The 16,857-nt window shown below is 47.7% G+C and carries 13 protein-coding genes and 1 riboswitch; of the genes, 8 read left to right on the top strand and 5 right to left on the bottom strand.

Annotated elements, in window-relative coordinates:
- Positions 1-15: 15 nt before the first annotated feature.
- Together AC5ELV_RS10680 and AC5ELV_RS10675 are read right to left on the bottom strand one after the other, a co-directional pair.
- Positions 16-1,191, bottom strand: coding sequence for a Ger(x)C family spore germination protein (locus AC5ELV_RS10680; RefSeq protein WP_493430158.1), 1,176 nt, complete (start codon positions 1,189-1,191; stop codon positions 16-18).
- A gap of 43 nt (positions 1,192-1,234) precedes the next feature.
- Positions 1,235-2,869: a spore germination protein gene (locus tag AC5ELV_RS10675; RefSeq protein WP_493430157.1), complete on the bottom strand. Its 1,635-nt coding sequence runs from the start codon at positions 2,867-2,869 to the stop codon at positions 1,235-1,237.
- 224 nt (positions 2,870-3,093) lie between these two features.
- Between AC5ELV_RS10675 and AC5ELV_RS10670 the strand changes: the two genes are divergently transcribed.
- The gene (locus AC5ELV_RS10670) at positions 3,094-4,185 is read left to right on the top strand and encodes a GGDEF domain-containing protein (RefSeq protein WP_493430156.1); all 1,092 of its coding nucleotides are present in this window, start codon (positions 3,094-3,096) and stop codon (positions 4,183-4,185) included.
- A gap of 86 nt (positions 4,186-4,271) precedes the next feature.
- Here the strand turns inward: AC5ELV_RS10670 and AC5ELV_RS10665 are convergent, their stop codons facing one another.
- Together AC5ELV_RS10665 and AC5ELV_RS10660 are read right to left on the bottom strand one after the other, a co-directional pair.
- Positions 4,272-4,769, bottom strand: coding sequence for an Rrf2 family transcriptional regulator (locus AC5ELV_RS10665; RefSeq protein WP_493430155.1), 498 nt, complete (start codon positions 4,767-4,769; stop codon positions 4,272-4,274).
- A 66-nt stretch (positions 4,770-4,835) separates the two neighbouring features.
- The gene (locus AC5ELV_RS10660) at positions 4,836-7,790 is read right to left on the bottom strand and encodes a glycoside hydrolase family 3 C-terminal domain-containing protein (RefSeq protein ID WP_493430154.1); all 2,955 of its coding nucleotides are present in this window, start codon (positions 7,788-7,790) and stop codon (positions 4,836-4,838) included.
- 234 nt (positions 7,791-8,024) lie between these two features.
- On the opposite strand from AC5ELV_RS10660, the gene AC5ELV_RS10655 reads away from it, so the two are divergent.
- From AC5ELV_RS10655 to metE, 4 genes are all read left to right on the top strand, one after another.
- Positions 8,025-8,495 (top strand): AbrB/MazE/SpoVT family DNA-binding domain-containing protein, encoded by a 471-nt coding sequence (locus AC5ELV_RS10655; RefSeq protein ID WP_493430153.1) that lies wholly within the window; start codon positions 8,025-8,027, stop codon positions 8,493-8,495.
- A gap of 294 nt (positions 8,496-8,789) precedes the next feature.
- A complete protein-coding gene (locus AC5ELV_RS10650; RefSeq protein ID WP_493430152.1) occupies positions 8,790-10,739 on the top strand; it encodes an anaerobic ribonucleoside triphosphate reductase in 1,950 nt (649 codons plus the stop codon).
- Complete coding sequence (nrdG, locus tag AC5ELV_RS10645; RefSeq protein WP_134902984.1) at positions 10,736-11,233, top strand: anaerobic ribonucleoside-triphosphate reductase activating protein; 498 nt, start codon at positions 10,736-10,738, stop codon at positions 11,231-11,233. Before AC5ELV_RS10650 ends, nrdG begins: the two co-directional genes overlap by 4 nt.
- A 183-nt stretch (positions 11,234-11,416) precedes the next feature.
- Positions 11,417-11,612: riboswitch (cobalamin riboswitch) on the top strand.
- A 160-nt stretch (positions 11,613-11,772) separates the two neighbouring features.
- Positions 11,773-14,091, top strand: coding sequence for a 5-methyltetrahydropteroyltriglutamate--homocysteine S-methyltransferase (gene metE, locus AC5ELV_RS10640; RefSeq protein WP_493430151.1), 2,319 nt, complete (start codon positions 11,773-11,775; stop codon positions 14,089-14,091).
- An 86-nt stretch (positions 14,092-14,177) separates the two neighbouring features.
- On the opposite strand, the gene AC5ELV_RS10635 is transcribed toward metE, so the two are convergent.
- The gene (locus tag AC5ELV_RS10635) at positions 14,178-14,711 is read right to left on the bottom strand and encodes a DUF6985 domain-containing protein (RefSeq protein ID WP_493430150.1); all 534 of its coding nucleotides are present in this window, start codon (positions 14,709-14,711) and stop codon (positions 14,178-14,180) included.
- A 380-nt stretch (positions 14,712-15,091) separates the two neighbouring features.
- Between AC5ELV_RS10635 and AC5ELV_RS10630 the strand changes: the two genes are divergently transcribed.
- Genes AC5ELV_RS10630 through AC5ELV_RS10620 form a run of 3 tightly spaced genes read left to right on the top strand, consistent with a single transcriptional unit; the run spans position 15,092 to position 16,821 of the window.
- Positions 15,092-15,421 carry a PadR family transcriptional regulator gene (locus AC5ELV_RS10630; RefSeq protein ID WP_209940606.1) on the top strand — a complete coding sequence of 110 codons (330 nt, stop codon included), beginning with the start codon at positions 15,092-15,094 and terminating at the stop codon, positions 15,419-15,421.
- A complete protein-coding gene (locus tag AC5ELV_RS10625; RefSeq protein WP_493430149.1) occupies positions 15,414-15,965 on the top strand; it encodes a DUF1700 domain-containing protein in 552 nt (183 codons plus the stop codon). The genes AC5ELV_RS10630 and AC5ELV_RS10625 overlap by 8 nt, the downstream gene beginning before the upstream one ends.
- A gap of 4 nt (positions 15,966-15,969) precedes the next feature.
- On the top strand, positions 15,970-16,821 hold the full coding sequence (locus AC5ELV_RS10620; RefSeq protein ID WP_493430148.1) for a DUF4097 family beta strand repeat-containing protein: 852 nt from the start codon (positions 15,970-15,972) through the stop codon (positions 16,819-16,821).
- Positions 16,822-16,857: the final 36 nt, after the last annotated feature.

Genomic DNA, 16,857 nt, shown 5'->3' with positions numbered 1-16,857 from the left:
TTGTTCTATTTTTCACTAGTCTGATTCACCCTTGGAATATGGGTTAGTCCGCGACTGAGTGTGTTTCAGTACAGAAGTCACTTGAATACGGACGGTACTTTCCGCAAAATAACGGCTCCAATCGGAAGAGAGCCTTTTCCATTGTTTGGGATAGCTCCTCTCCAGCGCAAGGCCAAAGCCTATTACATCGCTGCGGGTACGCTGAACATCCCTGACTGTTGAAGCGATCACTTTTTTCGTCTCCTCTGTCCATTGCTCCTGCAGTCTTTTCATCGCCTCCGGACTTTGTAAGTTAATCGAGCACTCGGCTTCCTGTACTGCCCCGGTCTGTTTTAAGTTAATCACAAAAATAGGCTCTCCTTGCTCCATTCGAGTGTGTACATTGGTTGCAGAAAACAAGGTTTCGATGCCAATGGTTTCCCTATTCTTACCGCAGCTCAGTGTTGTTTGGGCACTTTTCACCTTGTTGTTGATCATAGACAGTCCAATGGCCTGGTCATCTTCCAACCAGTGGACAAGCCGATCCTTTTTGAACACCCCCATTCCGTTAATATGAACAATGGCTTTCGGTAAAATATTGTCCACATTGTTCTTGCTTGCGGCCTGCTCCAAATTCCCATTGACCCCTATGCCCGTCAGCACAGGACCGCCGCCCTTATGAGACATGCTGCGAATGACATCGTCGATAGTCACCGCGTAATCCCCGGCATAAAAACGCTCCGATGTTTCCAGCTTTCCTGAAATATCATTGGCGGGAATACGGCCGATCGCGGTCATGATTGCCAGTACATCCTTCCCAGTATTACCGCGTGCCACCAGCATTTTAACCGGCAGCCGGATTTCTGTAGACCTTTCCAGAGAATCCATCATATCGCCGATTCCAGCCCGTGCCAGCTTTTCACCAATAACGACCAGTTTGGTATGCGCCAAAGAAATGATCCTCGGAACCCTTTGTGAGGCTCTGCGGAGCGCTTGAAACAGATTTTTCCCCTTTTCCCGATACAAAACGACAGGAGTATCTCCTCTCGCTTTGGCTCCGGCGATTTCATCTGCCACGATCACCTGTAGGGAAACCTCATAGTCCGACTCCCCAACCAAATCAATTCCTATCCCTGCTACTACTGCTCTCTGGTTTAACTCCACAGAATCCCAGCAACCGGATAACAATGGAGCGAACAGTAACAAAGCCAAACACAGTCTCCCAATTCTCCCCTTAAAGGTTACTGCACTTTGTTCATTCCTCTTCCCCTGATACACCCTGATTGCCCCCCTCCTGCATCGGTGTGGTTTTATCAGATGAGGAATTCCCGCTTCCATCCTTCATTCGTTTCTGGTTTTTAGATGTAATGCTTTTAGGACGCTTCCTCATCATCCAGAACGGGAGTCGCAATACGGCATCCTTTTGACTCTCCAGCACAAAAGGGCTGAAAGGCGCCATGTAGGGCACCCCGAAAGAACTCAGACTGTTCATATGAGCAATCAGCGCAATCAGCCCCAATGTAATGCCGTATAGCCCCATGAACGCAGACAGTATCATGAAAATAAATCGGCACAATCTCCCAGCCACCGCCATGTTGTAGGCTGGGATTGCGAAACTGGCTATCCCCGTCAGGGCTACTACAATCGTGAGCAGCGGGGTGACAATTCCGGCTTCCACGGCCGCTTGACCCAACACAAGCGCTCCTATAACGGATACCGTTTGACCACCCGCACGCGGCATTCGAATACCCGCCTCACGCAAAATCTCAAAGGTGATTTCCAAAATAAACGCCTCTAGAAATGCCGGAAAAGGAACGGATTCCCGCTGAGCCAATATGCTGATCAGCAATGGAGTCGGTATCATTTCATAATGATATGTTGTTAAGGCAATGTAGAGAGAAGGCCCTAGAATAAGAATAATGAAGCTGATATATCTAATGAGCCGAACAACAGTTGCCATATCATAACGCTCTTCATAATCCGAAGAATTCTGGAAAAATTGAGCAAATATTGTGGGCATCACCAATACAAACGGATTTCCGTCTATAATGAGTGCCACTCGGCCCTCCATAATATTGCTGCTGATGGTATCAGGTCTTTCCGTGTTAAAGATCGTTGGGAATGGTGTGAAATGATTTTCTTGTATCATCTCCTCAACCATGCCGGACTCAAATATGGCGTCAATATTGATGCTTTCTACCCGTTTACGAACCTCATCTACGACGCGTGGATTTGCAATATTCTTCATGTACAGCATGGCCACATTCGTGAGGGACGTGCTTCCCACTTGGAACATCTCCAGTGTAAGATCGGAGCTTTTAATCCGTCGCCGGACCAGAGAAATATTCGTGAACAGGGATTCTACAAATCCATCTTTTGGTCCTCTGACGACTGTCTGTGTTGTTGGCTCGCTGACCGCGCGTGTCTCTCCCCCACGCGTACCGCACGCAATCGCTTTTTCGCAGCCTTCCAATAAGATGATCGTGTCCCCCATTAACAGTTGTTCCATCATGGAACTCCAATCATCGCAGTCCTTCACTTCTCCCAGTAAAAGCGCATGACTCTGTATTCTTGCGTACAGCGCTTCTGCACTCTCCACCTCAACAGCCACTTCAGCAGATGGGCGGCTAAGCATGGATCTCATGATGAGTTCATTCACCGTATCCGTTTTAGCCATACTATCCAGAAACACAATAGCGGCGGGAACATCCGCCCTAAGCCCCAATTTAAAGCGACGCATCAGAAAGTCTGGGCTATCTGACGTCAATTTCTTAATTTGCTGCAAGTTGGTTTCCAAACAAATATCGATTTTTAGATAGCGCGGAGAATTTTCATTGTTCTTGCCCGCACCCGACTTTTTATTATGTTTGCGATAGGGATAGCGAATCATGAGCAAACCTCATCTCCAGTAAGGCAGCAATAGATACCGCCCATTTTTCCTTATTCTTGTATCTTTGGAGTATGCTCAATCTATTCCCAGTTATGCACCAAATACGTGAACGAAACGTTATAAGCGCACCAGCGTAATAAATTTCAATAAATTCTTCAATTTCAAGCTTAATGTCAGTTTTTTTGATAAAATGAAGAAATATGCCTCTCGGGAGGGTTAACATCTTGTTCAGTACGTTTTTTGTAAATACCTGTATCCTTGTCACCTTTTTGTACATAACCGGCCTCATATCACAAAGATATAAAATCCGGCTGCACACCTTGAAGCGTAAGATACATTGGATCGGAGGCGCTCTTTTTGGGTGCTATGGCATTGTTATGATGTACTATTCAATTCCAGTAGGATTTAATACGATTGCCGATCTTCGTCATTTGGCCATCGTAGCTACCGCAACGTACATCGGCGCCCCAGCAGCACTCATGGCTACCCTGTTTATATGTGTAGGTAGATTATTACTGTTTGGTATTAACACTCAAGCCATCGTAGGCGCTATTTTCATGATGCTCGTTGGGCTGGGGTGCGCTTTGTTGTCACATCTGTCCTGGTCACGTTTACCCAAGCTGATCATTATGAACGTTTTTGCTTTGGGCATTATATTCTGTCCCCTTATGATTAATTTGAAAAATCTTGATGATGTTCTGCACGTTTATCCGCTCCAATTCTTCATTTCCATGGTCGGCGGATGTCTTCTGTACCTCATTGCTGAATCTATTAACACATCCAATGAGTTGTTACTTCGACTGGAGCATTCCTCCTACACAGACCATCTCACTAATTTAAGCAACAGAAGACAGCTTGAATTTTCATTGGAAGAGAAGCTCCCTCAAGCTCGCGAACGTCATGAGCACTTATCTGTACTGGTGTTGGATATTGATCACTTCAAGGAAGTCAACGATACCTACGGACATGCGGCAGGAGATGCAGTGCTGCGCCAGCTTGGGCAGATTTTAATGGAAAAATGTCGTCCTAATGATGTAGTCACCCGCAGCGGGGGGGAAGAATTCACCGTGCTTTTGCCGAATTGTGCTTTTCGGCAAGCGCTGCGCACAGCTAATCAGATTCTTAGTGGAGTAAATCAGCACGAGTTTATTTTAGCGGACGGTCTTGTTCTTAAAGTCACGGTGTCCATCGGCGTGACGAACTTTCCTGGTACCGGGGAAGATATGTCCGGGGCAGCCCTGCTGGAGCAGGCAGATAAAGCACTATACGAAGCTAAAAATGCAGGACGTAACCGGGTTTGCTCATATGAAATATAATTTGAGGCATGACCATTTCACAGAAATAGCCGATACAACCCTCTCTTAGAGTCGTATCGGCTATTATCATTTTGAATGAAAATGTGTTAATCCCGCTGGGAAGGAGACTTGGCATCCTTACCTTCATTATGATTGCATTTCCCCACCACGAGTGATGTACGATTGGCGAGCGAAGCCAGCGTATGGGACTCCCATACTTCCAGCATACGTCGTTCGCTCTCGGCTAAAATTTCGGATACGGCTATCGCCAACTCCTCACAAAAAGGATTGGTTTCCGGTTCATGCATCATACCCGGGAAAATCGGATCACATATTTCAATGGCATGGTATATATCGGCAAGTGTAATATGGTCGGCCGGACGGGTAAGCACATAGCCTCCCTCACGACCTTCGCGTGCTGCAATCAAATCTGCCTGTACAAGGCGCGTCAGCACCCTGCGCACCAAAGTGACTTCGCAGTCAATGGAACGGGCAATAGAACCGCTGGCACAGAGTTCTCCGTGCTTTTCCAAATAGACAAGCGCCTTTACCGCCACCCCAAGCCATTTGGGCGTTGCGGTGCGTAGTCTTTTTTCACTATTCAAATGAGATGACACCCCTAAGCTGTAGAAACTTCGTTGAATGCATTGTACGTGATGTCAGAAGTAAGTTCAAGCCTGAAAGCCGGAATCCTCTGCAGCATTGGCGCCCAAAGTAAAATGAGCTAACCGCACTTCCCCGCTCAACAACAGGTATACATCACGTGTACCGGAGACTGAATGTACCGCTTCTGAAAGCGTAACCCATGTTTGCGCCCCTCCTGTATTGCCCACGTTCACACGCGCCACAGCTTCACTGTCCGGTGCATCCAAGCGCAGCTCAATTGTGGCATCGCTGCTGTTGCCTGACACGCGGCACTGAAGCTCGACGACACTTACCGTATCCATGTCTACGCCATGAAAGGCAATCCAGCCGGAACGTTGAGGTGTGCGCGGACGTACACAAGCCTCCCTTTGCTCCTTGCTTTCATCCAGTACGATGTCGGAGCAATCATCGAAGTTTTCAGCGCGGATACTTCGTCCGGCTTGGCGTGGTGGAATGACTTCGCCTCGAACGTACACAGGGTGCTCCAATCGGATATCCGCTGAGGAAGCGCCAGCCAGCAGTGCATATTCACCCGATTCAACGCAATAGCAATCCCGTGTAACATCCCAAATCGCCCAATCCTTCATCCGAATCGTAAAGGAAACTGTTCGCGTCTCACCTGCCTCTAAGCGAATACGTTGAAAACCGCACAATGTCTTCAATGGTCGCTTTACTCGTGAGGCACCGGGCCGTACATAGAGTTGTACTACCTCTTCACCAGCAGCTACGCCCCGATTCGTCACCTCTACCCACACCTGGAGCGTATCCACGGCATCCAGTGCAGCAATAGATTTTACGCTATCCTTTGGGGCATCTGTACGCAGGTCATTATATTCGAAAGGCGAATACGTCAATCCATGGCCAAACGGATACAAGGATTCACCTTCAAAATATTGATAGGTACGACCGCCGCGAATAATATCGTAATCTTTGATGTCGCCCAATTGATCCTCGTTCTGAACCCAAGTCATGTTCAAACGCCCCGCTGGCGCATAATCTCCAAATAACACATCCGCTATTGCCGTACCATGCTCTTGTCCCGCATGAGACGTGTATACGATCGCTGGAATATGCTCCTGAACCCAAGGGATGGCAAATGGATAGCTGCCCGTCAGAACCACAATCGTATTCGGATTGACGCGATACACTTCCTCGATAAGCCGTTGCTGGGAAGCTGCCAGTTCCAAGCCTGGGCGGTCATTCTCTTCCTTTCCATTGATAAGCGGGTGATTTCCAACAAATACAATTGCTGTATCTGCCGCTTGCGCAGCGGCTATCGCTTCCGCTAAACCATCTGACACCGTCTCTACCTGGAATGTTGTATGGCTCTGTCCTGAAACTGTCGAGTCTTTCGAGGCGTTACTCTCTACAGCGTTAAGTGCAGATTTTTCAGCCTCCACTACCTTTAATGAGCCCTCCGTTCCGGCAATCACTGGTTTGCCGTTCCATGTCGTCCACAGATGCTCTCCTTGTCCAACAGGAGTCAGCCCAAAGACCTCTTTGACATACCAGCCATACGCTTCATCAGCTGTCACACGGAGCGTCTCCTCATCACTCGTCACGTAAGTACCCAGATGCTCATCATGTAACGTCACACTGCCATAGCCCCAATCCGTCATGGTCAATACCGCGGGCTCTCCATCCTGGGATAGCCGCATCTCGCCAGAAGAATCAACTACGAGCTTCGCTCCGTCATTCGACGCCGTCAAGGTCACGCGATCCTTGGCATCACGGTACACGACGCGTTCCTTCTCGTCCTCGCCTTCCAGCTTGGTACGAATCGCCTCCAGTGGTGTAACCCGGTAGGGCAGCGTACCGGAATACCAGTCGCGGTACACCTCATTGCCATGCGTACCAATGACCGCTACTTTGCCGCACCGGGCAGGGTCCAATGGCAAGAGTTCATGCTCATTTTTAAGCAGTACGATCTGCTCCCTCGCCGCACGCAACGACAATTCACGGGCTTGCTCTGTCATGAGAGCTTCCTCTCCGATCGAGGCATAGGGGTTGTCTGCAGCCGGATCAAATTCCCCCAAACGAAAACGAACACGGAACGTATGGAATAATGCCCGATCCAAGTCTTCTTCTTGTAGCGTTCCTTGCGCCAAGGCTTCACGAATCGCCTGTTTGGAGAGCTCCGCATCATCTGTAATGCTGTCAATTCCCGCCCGAATAGATTCGGCCACACCTGGCGTGTGGGAATCGTAATACTGATGATCGTTGACAATCCCCATGACATCACCCGCATCACTTACGACAAAGCCGTCCATCCCCCATTCGTCCCTGACAATATCGTTAACCCCATGATATAACGTAGCAGGCGTTCCATTAATCAGGTTGTAAGAAGTCATCATCGACTGGGCGCCGCCCTCCGTAAAAGGCTTCTCAAAGGCTTTTAGGTAATATTCTCGCAGGTTTCGTGGATCTATACTGGAGGAGCCGCTTCCCCGGTCCACTTCATTGTTGTTACCCAGAAAATGTTTTAATGTGGCAACTGCCTTCAAATATACCGGATGCTTCCCCTGTATCCCCTTGACTAACTCTTTCGACAACTCTCCCGTCAAATACGGATCTTCGCCGTAAGCTTCCTCATTCCGCCCCCATCTCGGGTCACGCTCCATATCCACCGTAGGTGCCCACAGGGTCAGACCGTTTAATTTGGGATCACGACGATAGTAGACACGCGCCTCATCTGCGATAACAGAGCCGATGAGGCGCATTAATTCCGTATCCCAAGTACATGCCAATCCTACTGGTTGAGGAAATGAAGTCGCCTCACCCAACCACGCTATCCCGTGTGCCGCTTCCGTACCGTGCTTGTAAGCTGCGACTCCCAATCGGTCAATGGCCGGCTGGTATTGCAACATGGATTCAACTTTTTCCTCCAAAGTTAGTCGCGACACGAGATCCCATACACGCTCGTCCAGATGAATCTTCGGATCTTGAAATAAATATTCGATACCCGTTGTTTCATGACTCATATCCGTCATCTCCTTATCTTAATTAAGATGATAAAAAGTTCTTTTATGAAAGCGTTTTAATATATCATAGCTAAAAAGGAGTACCCCGGCAACAATACCGAAAACATCCTATACTGGATAAAAGAGCATCCGCAGCATAAAGGCAAAAAAAGTTGTATTTTACCTTCAATATACAAAGCTAAAAATAATATTTTTTGGTATAATCAGGATATATCATGGAAGGAGGAAGCGCTAATGAAAAATACCGGAATGACAAGGCCTCTGGATCAATTGGGGCGAATTGTACTCCCTAAGGAAATGCGCACCACGATGGATATCAATATCGGTGATTCGCTTGAATTCTTCGTAGATGAAGAAGGATTTGTATTAAGAAAATACACAGGTGTCTCCTGCAAATTTTGTGGCGCGGTGGATCATCTAACTTATTTTCGGGACAGCTTTATTTGCGCAGAGTGCATCCAGGGATTAAAGACCGATGAAAATGTGCATGCCACAAGCACCGATGCTATCCAGGCTCAAGAACATTCCAAGCCGACCCGAACCAACACAACCTGGCAACCCAAGCAATCTAGAGTGCAACAAGGTGAAATGGTAAAAAAGCTACGCAAGCTGATTCAGGAACACCCGAACCTGCCACAAAAAGTGTATGCCGAAATGCTAGATATTTCTCAAGGCCGGGTGTCCCAGTTGAAAAAGCTACTTTAAATCTTCTCAAAACAATATCCCAAGATCATACACAATGTACTGACGACCCTATTCATTTTTTTGTCACAACTTCGATTGCCAGGTATAGAGTAAGGCGCATATCTGCGGATGTGTCCCTTACTCTATACCTGGCTTTTTCGTGTCGGCCACTCCTATCAATGTGACAATAGTCACATACTCTCAATGTATACGTATATACAATATATAGATCGAAACAATTGGTTAACACAAGATATCATCAATATGTTGTTTTTGTGAAAAATATATATATTTTACTATATGGAGGGTTTTACGATGAAGGTGCTGGAGGAACATCAATTATACGACATCGGCGAGCGGGTCATTGGGGCACAAGATCTGGACATGCTGCGGGAGAATGCAAATTTGAATGGAGAATCGTTCAGCGGCAAAATGAGCAAGCTTGGGTCCGAGTATGCCAAATGGTATGCGCGCCTGCGGGTACTTCCGCCTGAACTGACGAACGCGATTGACCACGGATATGTATATGTTCACGATTTGGACCAATATGCACTCGGAACTACGAATTGTATCTTTATCCCTTTTGGCCGGTTACTGCAAGACGGCTTCAATACAGGCAATGGCTCTGTGCGCACACCGCAAACGATTATGTCTGCTATGGCACTAGTTGCCATCATATTCCAGTCTCAGCAAAATAGCCAATTCGGAGGTGTCTCCGCCAATAAAATAGATTGGGACCTTGCCCCATACGTTGCCCGGTCCTTCCGCAAGCATCTGCGCAAGGGACTTCGGCTGTTCGAGGAAGAGATAGAGTCCAGTCTGACTGACGATGAACTACATATGGCCAATCCCCATTTGCAAGAAGTCTGCCCTCGTTCATACGCATTCGCTCGCGAAGAGACGGAGACGGAAACCCGGCAGGCTGCTGAATCGCTCATTCATAACCTGAACACCATGAGCAGTCGCGCGGGTGGACAAATTCCATTCACTTCACTGAATTACGGGATGTGCACGTCTGCTGAGGGACGGCTTGTTACTCAATCGCTGCTGGAGGCCACGATTCGCGGCTTGGGTAGCGGGGAAACTCCTATTTTTCCACAGCATATTTTCCAATGCAAAGAGGGAATCAATCAGGCAGAAGGCGACGTCAATTATGATTTGTTCTTACGGGCGGTAGAATGCTCTAGCAGACGGATGTATCCCAATTTTGTGAATGTGGATGCCACCTTTAACCTGCCTTTTTACCGTGCTGATGACCCGGATACCATTATAGCGACAATGGGTTGCCGTACCCGCACCATTTCTGACCGTTTCGGTAGAAATCGGCAGAGTGGCAAGGGAAATCTCTCCTTCAATACCATTAATCTGGTGCGGCTTGGCATTGAGTATGGTATTTGCACAGGCAAACGCCTGGCACCTGACCGTGATCGCTTTGATGCGAGACTGGAAGAAGTTATGCGCATTGCGGTGGATGGCCTAATCCATCGCTATCAAATCCAGACCAGCCAGCCTGCCAAAGCCTCGGACTTTATGATGCGCGAAGGGGTATGGGAAGGTGGAGAACAACTGGCACCAGATGATAAGGTGGGAAGCGTACTAAAACACGGTACGCTTTCGATCGGATTCATCGGACTGGCTGAGTGCATGAAGGCACTATACGGAAAACACCACGGGGAGGATGATTTCGTATACCGCGAGGCACAGCGAATCATCACTTCTATGCGCGTGTATTGCGATCGAATGAGTGAATATCACAATTTGAATATTACATTGTTCGCTACGCCTGCCGAAGGTCTGTCGGGCAAGTTCACCTTGCTGGATCAACGTGATTTCGGGATTATTCCTGAGGTAAATGATCGAGAATATTACACGAATTCTTTTCATATTCCCGTGTATTACACGCTCCCGGCTGCTCGTAAAATCAGCTTGGAAGCTCCGTTCCATAACCTATGCAACGCTGGTGCGATTTCATACATCGAACTGGACGGCAATGCGCGGAATAACCCGGATGCGTTTCTTAAAATTGTTCAGTACGCGCTGCATCAGAACATCGGCTACTTCTCCATCAACCATCCGGTGGATCGTTGTACGGAATGTGGTTATGAAGGGATTATCGGGACAAGCTGCCCCCAATGTGGCACAGATGAGGAGCACACACACTTTCAGCGCTTACGTCGGGTAACCGGATATCTGACAGGAGATTATACCGTTCGCTTTAATGCTGCAAAACAGGCAGAGGTTCGAGACCGGGTGAAACATAAGTGAATTTGTGTGGCTACATTCCGGAATCTCTGAACGAAGGATACGGCCTGCGCACCGTCGTGTTCATTAGCGGTTGCCGTCACGCCTGTCCCGGATGCTTTAATCCAGCGTCGTGGAGCTTCCGTGCAGGTGAGCCATTCACCCCCCAACGACAACAGGAAGTCATTCGTGACATCATGGATAATCCGTTGTTGGATGGACTGACTCTCTGCGGGGGAGACCCGTTTTTCTCAGCAGCAGAATGCTCGCAATTTGTGCGTGACTTCCGCGAGGCCTGTCCCGACCGAACCGTGTGGGCTTACACTGGCTTTGTCTATGAAGATCTACTCACAGATCAGGAGCGACAGGAGCTAGCGCTTTTGTGCGATGTGATTGTAGATGGTCGTTTTGTAGAACAGCAAAAGGACCTGACCCTTCCCTTCCGGGGCAGTCGCAACCAGCGTCTGGTAGATGTAAAAGCCAGCATTCAGGCAGGCTATACCGTTTCATTGACATAAGGCGATGCTTACCCAGCAAGCAAGATGCTATATCTAATCTAAGACAAGTCCCCATCTCGGGTGAGGCTTGTCTTTTTTGCATATAGCTAACAGATTCCATTGGAGTTTCTATTGCGCATCCTGTAAGTTTCACTTATGATGGTGAACAAGTATACGAGTGCATAATTATTCGTCATACCTTAACCGCATAGCTTGGAGATAGGTGTCTGTTCTATTCAGATCAGGCTTAAAAGGGAAGCCGGTGCAAATCCGGCACGGTCCCGCCACTGTAAACGGGGAACTTTCAGCTGTTCATATATCCACTGGTCCACAGACCGGGAAGGAATGCTGAGAGTCATGATCCGTAAGTCAGGAGACCTGCCTATTTTAACAACATCGCAAGTACCTACGGAAGATAGGGAGGTGTTAAGAGCAGTCGCCGTATTTTTGATTTTTAATCACGGAGGCATTCTTTCCCCTACTTATTTTTAACTTTGGGGGGAAGAATGCCTTTTTTGGTACGTAAAAATAAAACAGCTACCCGCTAGGAGGAAAAGTACATGTCCGTTATTGAATGGCCTGAATTGTCCGGCTTAATTAGCAGTAATCTGGGATATCCGCGTATCGGCGAAAACCGGGAATGGAAGAAAGCACTGGAACGCTTTTGGAACGGCAGCATTAACGAAAGCGAACTGCAAACGGAGATGAAAAGATTACGATTGGAGCATCTGAGCAAGCAGCGTGACAAGGGGATTGATCGCATTCCTGTCGGAGACTTCACCTATTACGATCACATGCTGGATACATCTGTGATGTTTGGTCTTGTACCCGAACGGTTCAACCATCGTCCCGCGGGTCCGGTTCCTCTGTCCGTGTATTTCGGGATTGCTCGTGGACAGAAGGGAGCAACCGCCAGTGAAATGACCAAATGGATGAATACCAATTATCACTACATCGTTCCTGAATTGGCAAACGCAGTCCCGGTGTATACTGAAAATAAACCTTTACAGGCTTATCGTGAAGCAAAACAAGAACTAGGCATTGATGGGAAACCGGTCCTCATCGGCCCCTATTCATTCGTAACCCTTTCCAAAGGCTATGATCGTAAGGATTTGGCCACCATCGTACGAAGCTTCCTGCCACTGTACACCCGTATTCTGTCTGAACTAGCGGCAGAAGGCGTTCAGTGGGTTCAAATCGATGAACCTGTCCTGACCACCTCATTCCCGGCAGAGGATTTGGACATTATTCAGGAAGTCTATGAAGCTTTGACTCAAGCTGCGCCCACTTTAAATATAATGCTGCAAACCTACTTTGGCAGCCTGGACCATTATGAGCGTCTGTCCGCACTTCCGGTACAGGGATTGGGTCTTGATTTTGTGTATGATGATGGCGAAAATCTTCAGCATATATTGCAGCATGGCTTCCCTAAAGGAAAAACGCTGGGCGCTGGGGTCATTGACGGGCGCAATATATGGCGCAGCGACCTGAACGCTGTGGCTGCCCTACTGGGTCAGTTAGCAGAACAAGCCCCTGCCGAGCAGCTTATCGTGCAGCCATCATGCAGTCTGCTGCATGTGCCAGTCAGTCTGGAAGCAGAGCACAAGCTGGATCGAGAACTGGTGCAAGCGCTGGCCTTTGCTGATGAAAAGCTCGAGGAAATCGCCGTCCTAACGGCTGCACTTGGCAAACACGATCCATCCGCACTCACCAAGCTTGGACAAAGTGCAGATGCAGTAGCCCGCTTTAACAGTTCAGCGGCACGCGTACAGACAGCGGCCGATCTAGCCGACCTGTTGGCCAAAGAGCCTCTGTCACGCAGCGTCCCTTTCGCCGAGCGTCGTGAGATTCAGCAAAATAAGCTGAAATTGCCTCCTCTGCCTACAACGACCATTGGTAGCTTCCCGCAAACCGCCGAGATCCGCAAGGCCCGCCTGCACTATCGCAAAGGAGAATGGTCTGCCGAGCAATATCGAACGTTCATCCAACAGCAAATTAAGGAATGGATTGATATCCAAGAGGACATTGGCATTGATGTGCTTGTACATGGGGAATTTGAGAGGACCGACATGGTTGAATTTTTTGGCGAAAAGCTGAACGGCTTTGCTTTTACGCAAAACGGATGGGTGCAGTCCTACGGCTCCCGCTGTGTCAAACCGCCGATTATATACGGAGACGTTTCCTTCGATCAGCCCATGACTGTGGAAGAAACGGCATTCGCCCAATCGTTAACTTCCAAGCCTGTTAAGGGAATGCTTACAGGCCCGGTGACCATTTTGAACTGGTCCTTCGAACGTAATGATATTCCACGCAGTCAGGTTGCTTTACAGTTGGCTCTGGCATTACGGGCAGAGGTAGAGGCACTGGAACAAGCGGGCATAGGCATGATTCAAGTCGATGAGCCTGCAATTCGTGAAGGGCTTCCGCTGAAAAAAGAGCAACAACAAGCGTATCTGGACTGGGCGGTTCAAGCCTTCCTTGTGACCACAGCCACCGTCGAGCCTGCGACCCAAATCCATACGCACATGTGCTATTCCGAATTTCAGCATATGATCCAGTCCATCTCCGATATGGATGCCGACGTTATATCTATTGAAACTTCGCGAAGCCACGGAGAACTGATTGTCAGCTTTGAAGATCAGGTATACGACAAAGGCATCGGTCTGGGCGTGTACGATATCCACAGTCCACGCATCCCCGATGTATCTGAAATGCTAAGCATGATCCAGCGTGCCTTGCGCGTACTGCCTTCAGATTTGTTCTGGGTTAATCCGGATTGTGGTCTGAAAACCCGTACCAAGGAGGAATCTGTCGCCGCCTTGCGACAAATGGTACAAGCGGCTCAAGCAGCCCGGGCTGCATTGGCTGTATCCAACTAATTTTTTATCGTTTCGAATCACGCCTTCATTTTCACCATATTCTGTTCCCCTTTCCGGCCCTTTCTGCTAAAAACCGGGAAGGGGATTTATTCTAGGTCATATAATGTATAAGCGCCTTGAATATGTTCCATTTTCATCTGCTTCATATGTACACCTAAGCCATGTTCTCGATCCCAGGAACAACTAAAATTCAAATACAGTTCATCCTTTGCCGATGAGTCGGAAATCAGTATAGACATAAGCTGTATTTGATTCAACAATTGTTCCGGCCGCTCCACATAAGGCGCATATTCATCCGGGTCCTCTCCCCATGTACTGTAAGCATTCCGGTACTTTTCTACTATGCCAGCATAATGATGGTGTATGGACTCCAACATTTGAGGATGGATAACTGACGAGTATTCCATATACGTCTCCCATGTCTTTTTTTGCAGCTCTGTAGGTTCTTCTATAGTCTGTGCCTGTTCTTCGGAGTCGGCTCCCACGATAAATTCGACTTCTACTTCCGAGGGTTGCCCGCAAAAATTAAGATGCACTACGCCACGCAGAACAATCTCCTCAGATACATCCCAAGTCTCATCATCCTGTTCCAGTTCCATATACCAATGTTTCCAGTCCATTCTTTACCCACCTCTTCATAAAAAGTAATCTCAACCCTATTGAATACTTTACAATCTATCATTTTAATGAATGAAATTAAAGTAGCATCCTATTTGTGCTTCCAGCCATATTTCGAGGAATTTCCAAATAAAAATACTTTTTTCTACAACATTCGCTATTCAATAAAGCCTTCAAAAAAGAAAATACGCCCATTTTGGAACAAATATTTTATTATAAAAATTTAGTACCTTGCATTAATCAGTACATGATGTTAAATTATACCTGACTACTGTTCTATAATTAGTACCCGTGACAAATTATGCACAAACACACGTTTCTTCCCCTTATTCCGAACGACACCTATGAATTATTGATAACATCCAGGAAGGGAGCACCGCTCGTGAATGTGAACATCCAATTCAAAAAAGGGGTACTGGAACTGTGCGTTCTAGTTCTAATTGGACGCAGAGACCGTTATGGCTACGAGTTGGCTCAAGCCGTCTCCCGTCATATTGAAGTAGCTGAGGGAGCCCTCTATCCACTGCTTCGCCGTCTGGTATCAGAAGGATACTGCACAACGTATTTACAGGAATCGACCGAGGGACCTCCCCGCAAATATTATCGGCTGACCGATACCGGCAGTCATTATACAAGAATACTTACGCGGGAATGGAATGATTTTGTCCATAATGTCGCAAGCCTACTGGAGGAAGGAAATTCCGATGAATAGAAAACAATTTCTTACAGAGGTAGAGCAACGTCTTTCTCCTCTCTCTGCAGAGGTACGCAATGAGCTGCTTAGTGATTTGAGCCAGCATTTTGACTACGGGTTGGTCAATGGCAAAAGCGAAAGTGAGATTGCCCATGAGCTGGGTAACCCGGAGGATATTGCCCGAGAAGCGTTGGATGATCCCAATGCAGCCTGGAACGCTTCTCCTCCGCTTCGTCAGGGAAGCTTCGCACGCAATCTTTTTACTTTCTTAGGGCTGCTGTTTCTCAATTTGCTAATCTCCATCCCGATTATGGCTACCCTTTGGGCAGTATGGGCTTCATTGGCCTTGGTATCAATCAGCTTCATTGCAGCCCCCCTTCTCGCCGTTACTGATTATGCGCTAAACAGCACCTTTTACCCGGCCAAATTCTTTTTCTCTATCACGTTGACGGGTATAGGTCTATTGCTGCTGCCTGGAGTACGTTATCTCCTACTCCTTATGGTCAAGAGCACAGTACGATACTGGAAATGGAATCAGACTACCATGAGGGGAGCTTACTAACAACATGAATAAAAAGTGGTTTATTGCAGCAGGTCTGTGCATTGTCATCGGTGCAGCCGGAATGGTGGCCTACGGTGCCCCATGGAGTCAACAAGTCATGAAGGAAACAACTGCGATTAACAAAAAGTGGACGTTTACACGTGGTCAGCTACAGAAGCTGAAAGTGGACAGTTCTGATGATGTCTCTATTTTGTTTACTCCTGGCTCTGGCGACCAAGGTACGATACGCATTAGCGGAGAAGTTCAGACAAAAGTAGCCGACCAGATTCATAATGCCCAAATTGAGAACGGTAAGCTTACCATTCAATCGGAGCCGGCCCCTTCCTTGTCATTCTTTTCGATCACCCCTGATTTGGATCAAACGATTACCGTAGAGATGCCCTCCGGCGAAACACTAACTGACCTACAGGTAGATGCACATTCAGGGAATGTAAAACTTCAAGATGCCTCCGTGCAGAATACTTCCATCACCGCTACTTCAGGCACTGCCGAGATTACAAACCTCCAAAGTACCCACCTGATCGCAAATTTAACATCCGGCAATTTTATAGCCAGTCAGCTTGCAGCAGATATGGAGTTGAAGCTTACTTCAGGCGATGTTAACATCCGCGATTATAGCGGTAATGGTCTTCTTTCCCTAACCTCAGGGGAGACAAGTATTACACAACGTGCCCCAGCCAACTTGGAAGTGAATGCTGATTCTGGTGACGTGAAGATTAAGCAAGCTCCCGATTTTAAAGGAGTTTATAATGTTCGCTCTGACTCTGGTAGTATCAATACTCCCGAATCTGTTCCCGGTAGTGTGAACGTGATTAAGGTTGAAACCACCTCAGGGGATATTTTTATTTCCAAATAGAGACCTCTAAATGAACACCTCATCAGAGGCGAAGTT

This window comes from Paenibacillus sp. NMA1017, from assembly GCF_058895805.1.
The sequence above is the reverse complement of the archived record's forward strand: the minus strand, read 5'-3'. Positions and strand labels throughout refer to the sequence as shown.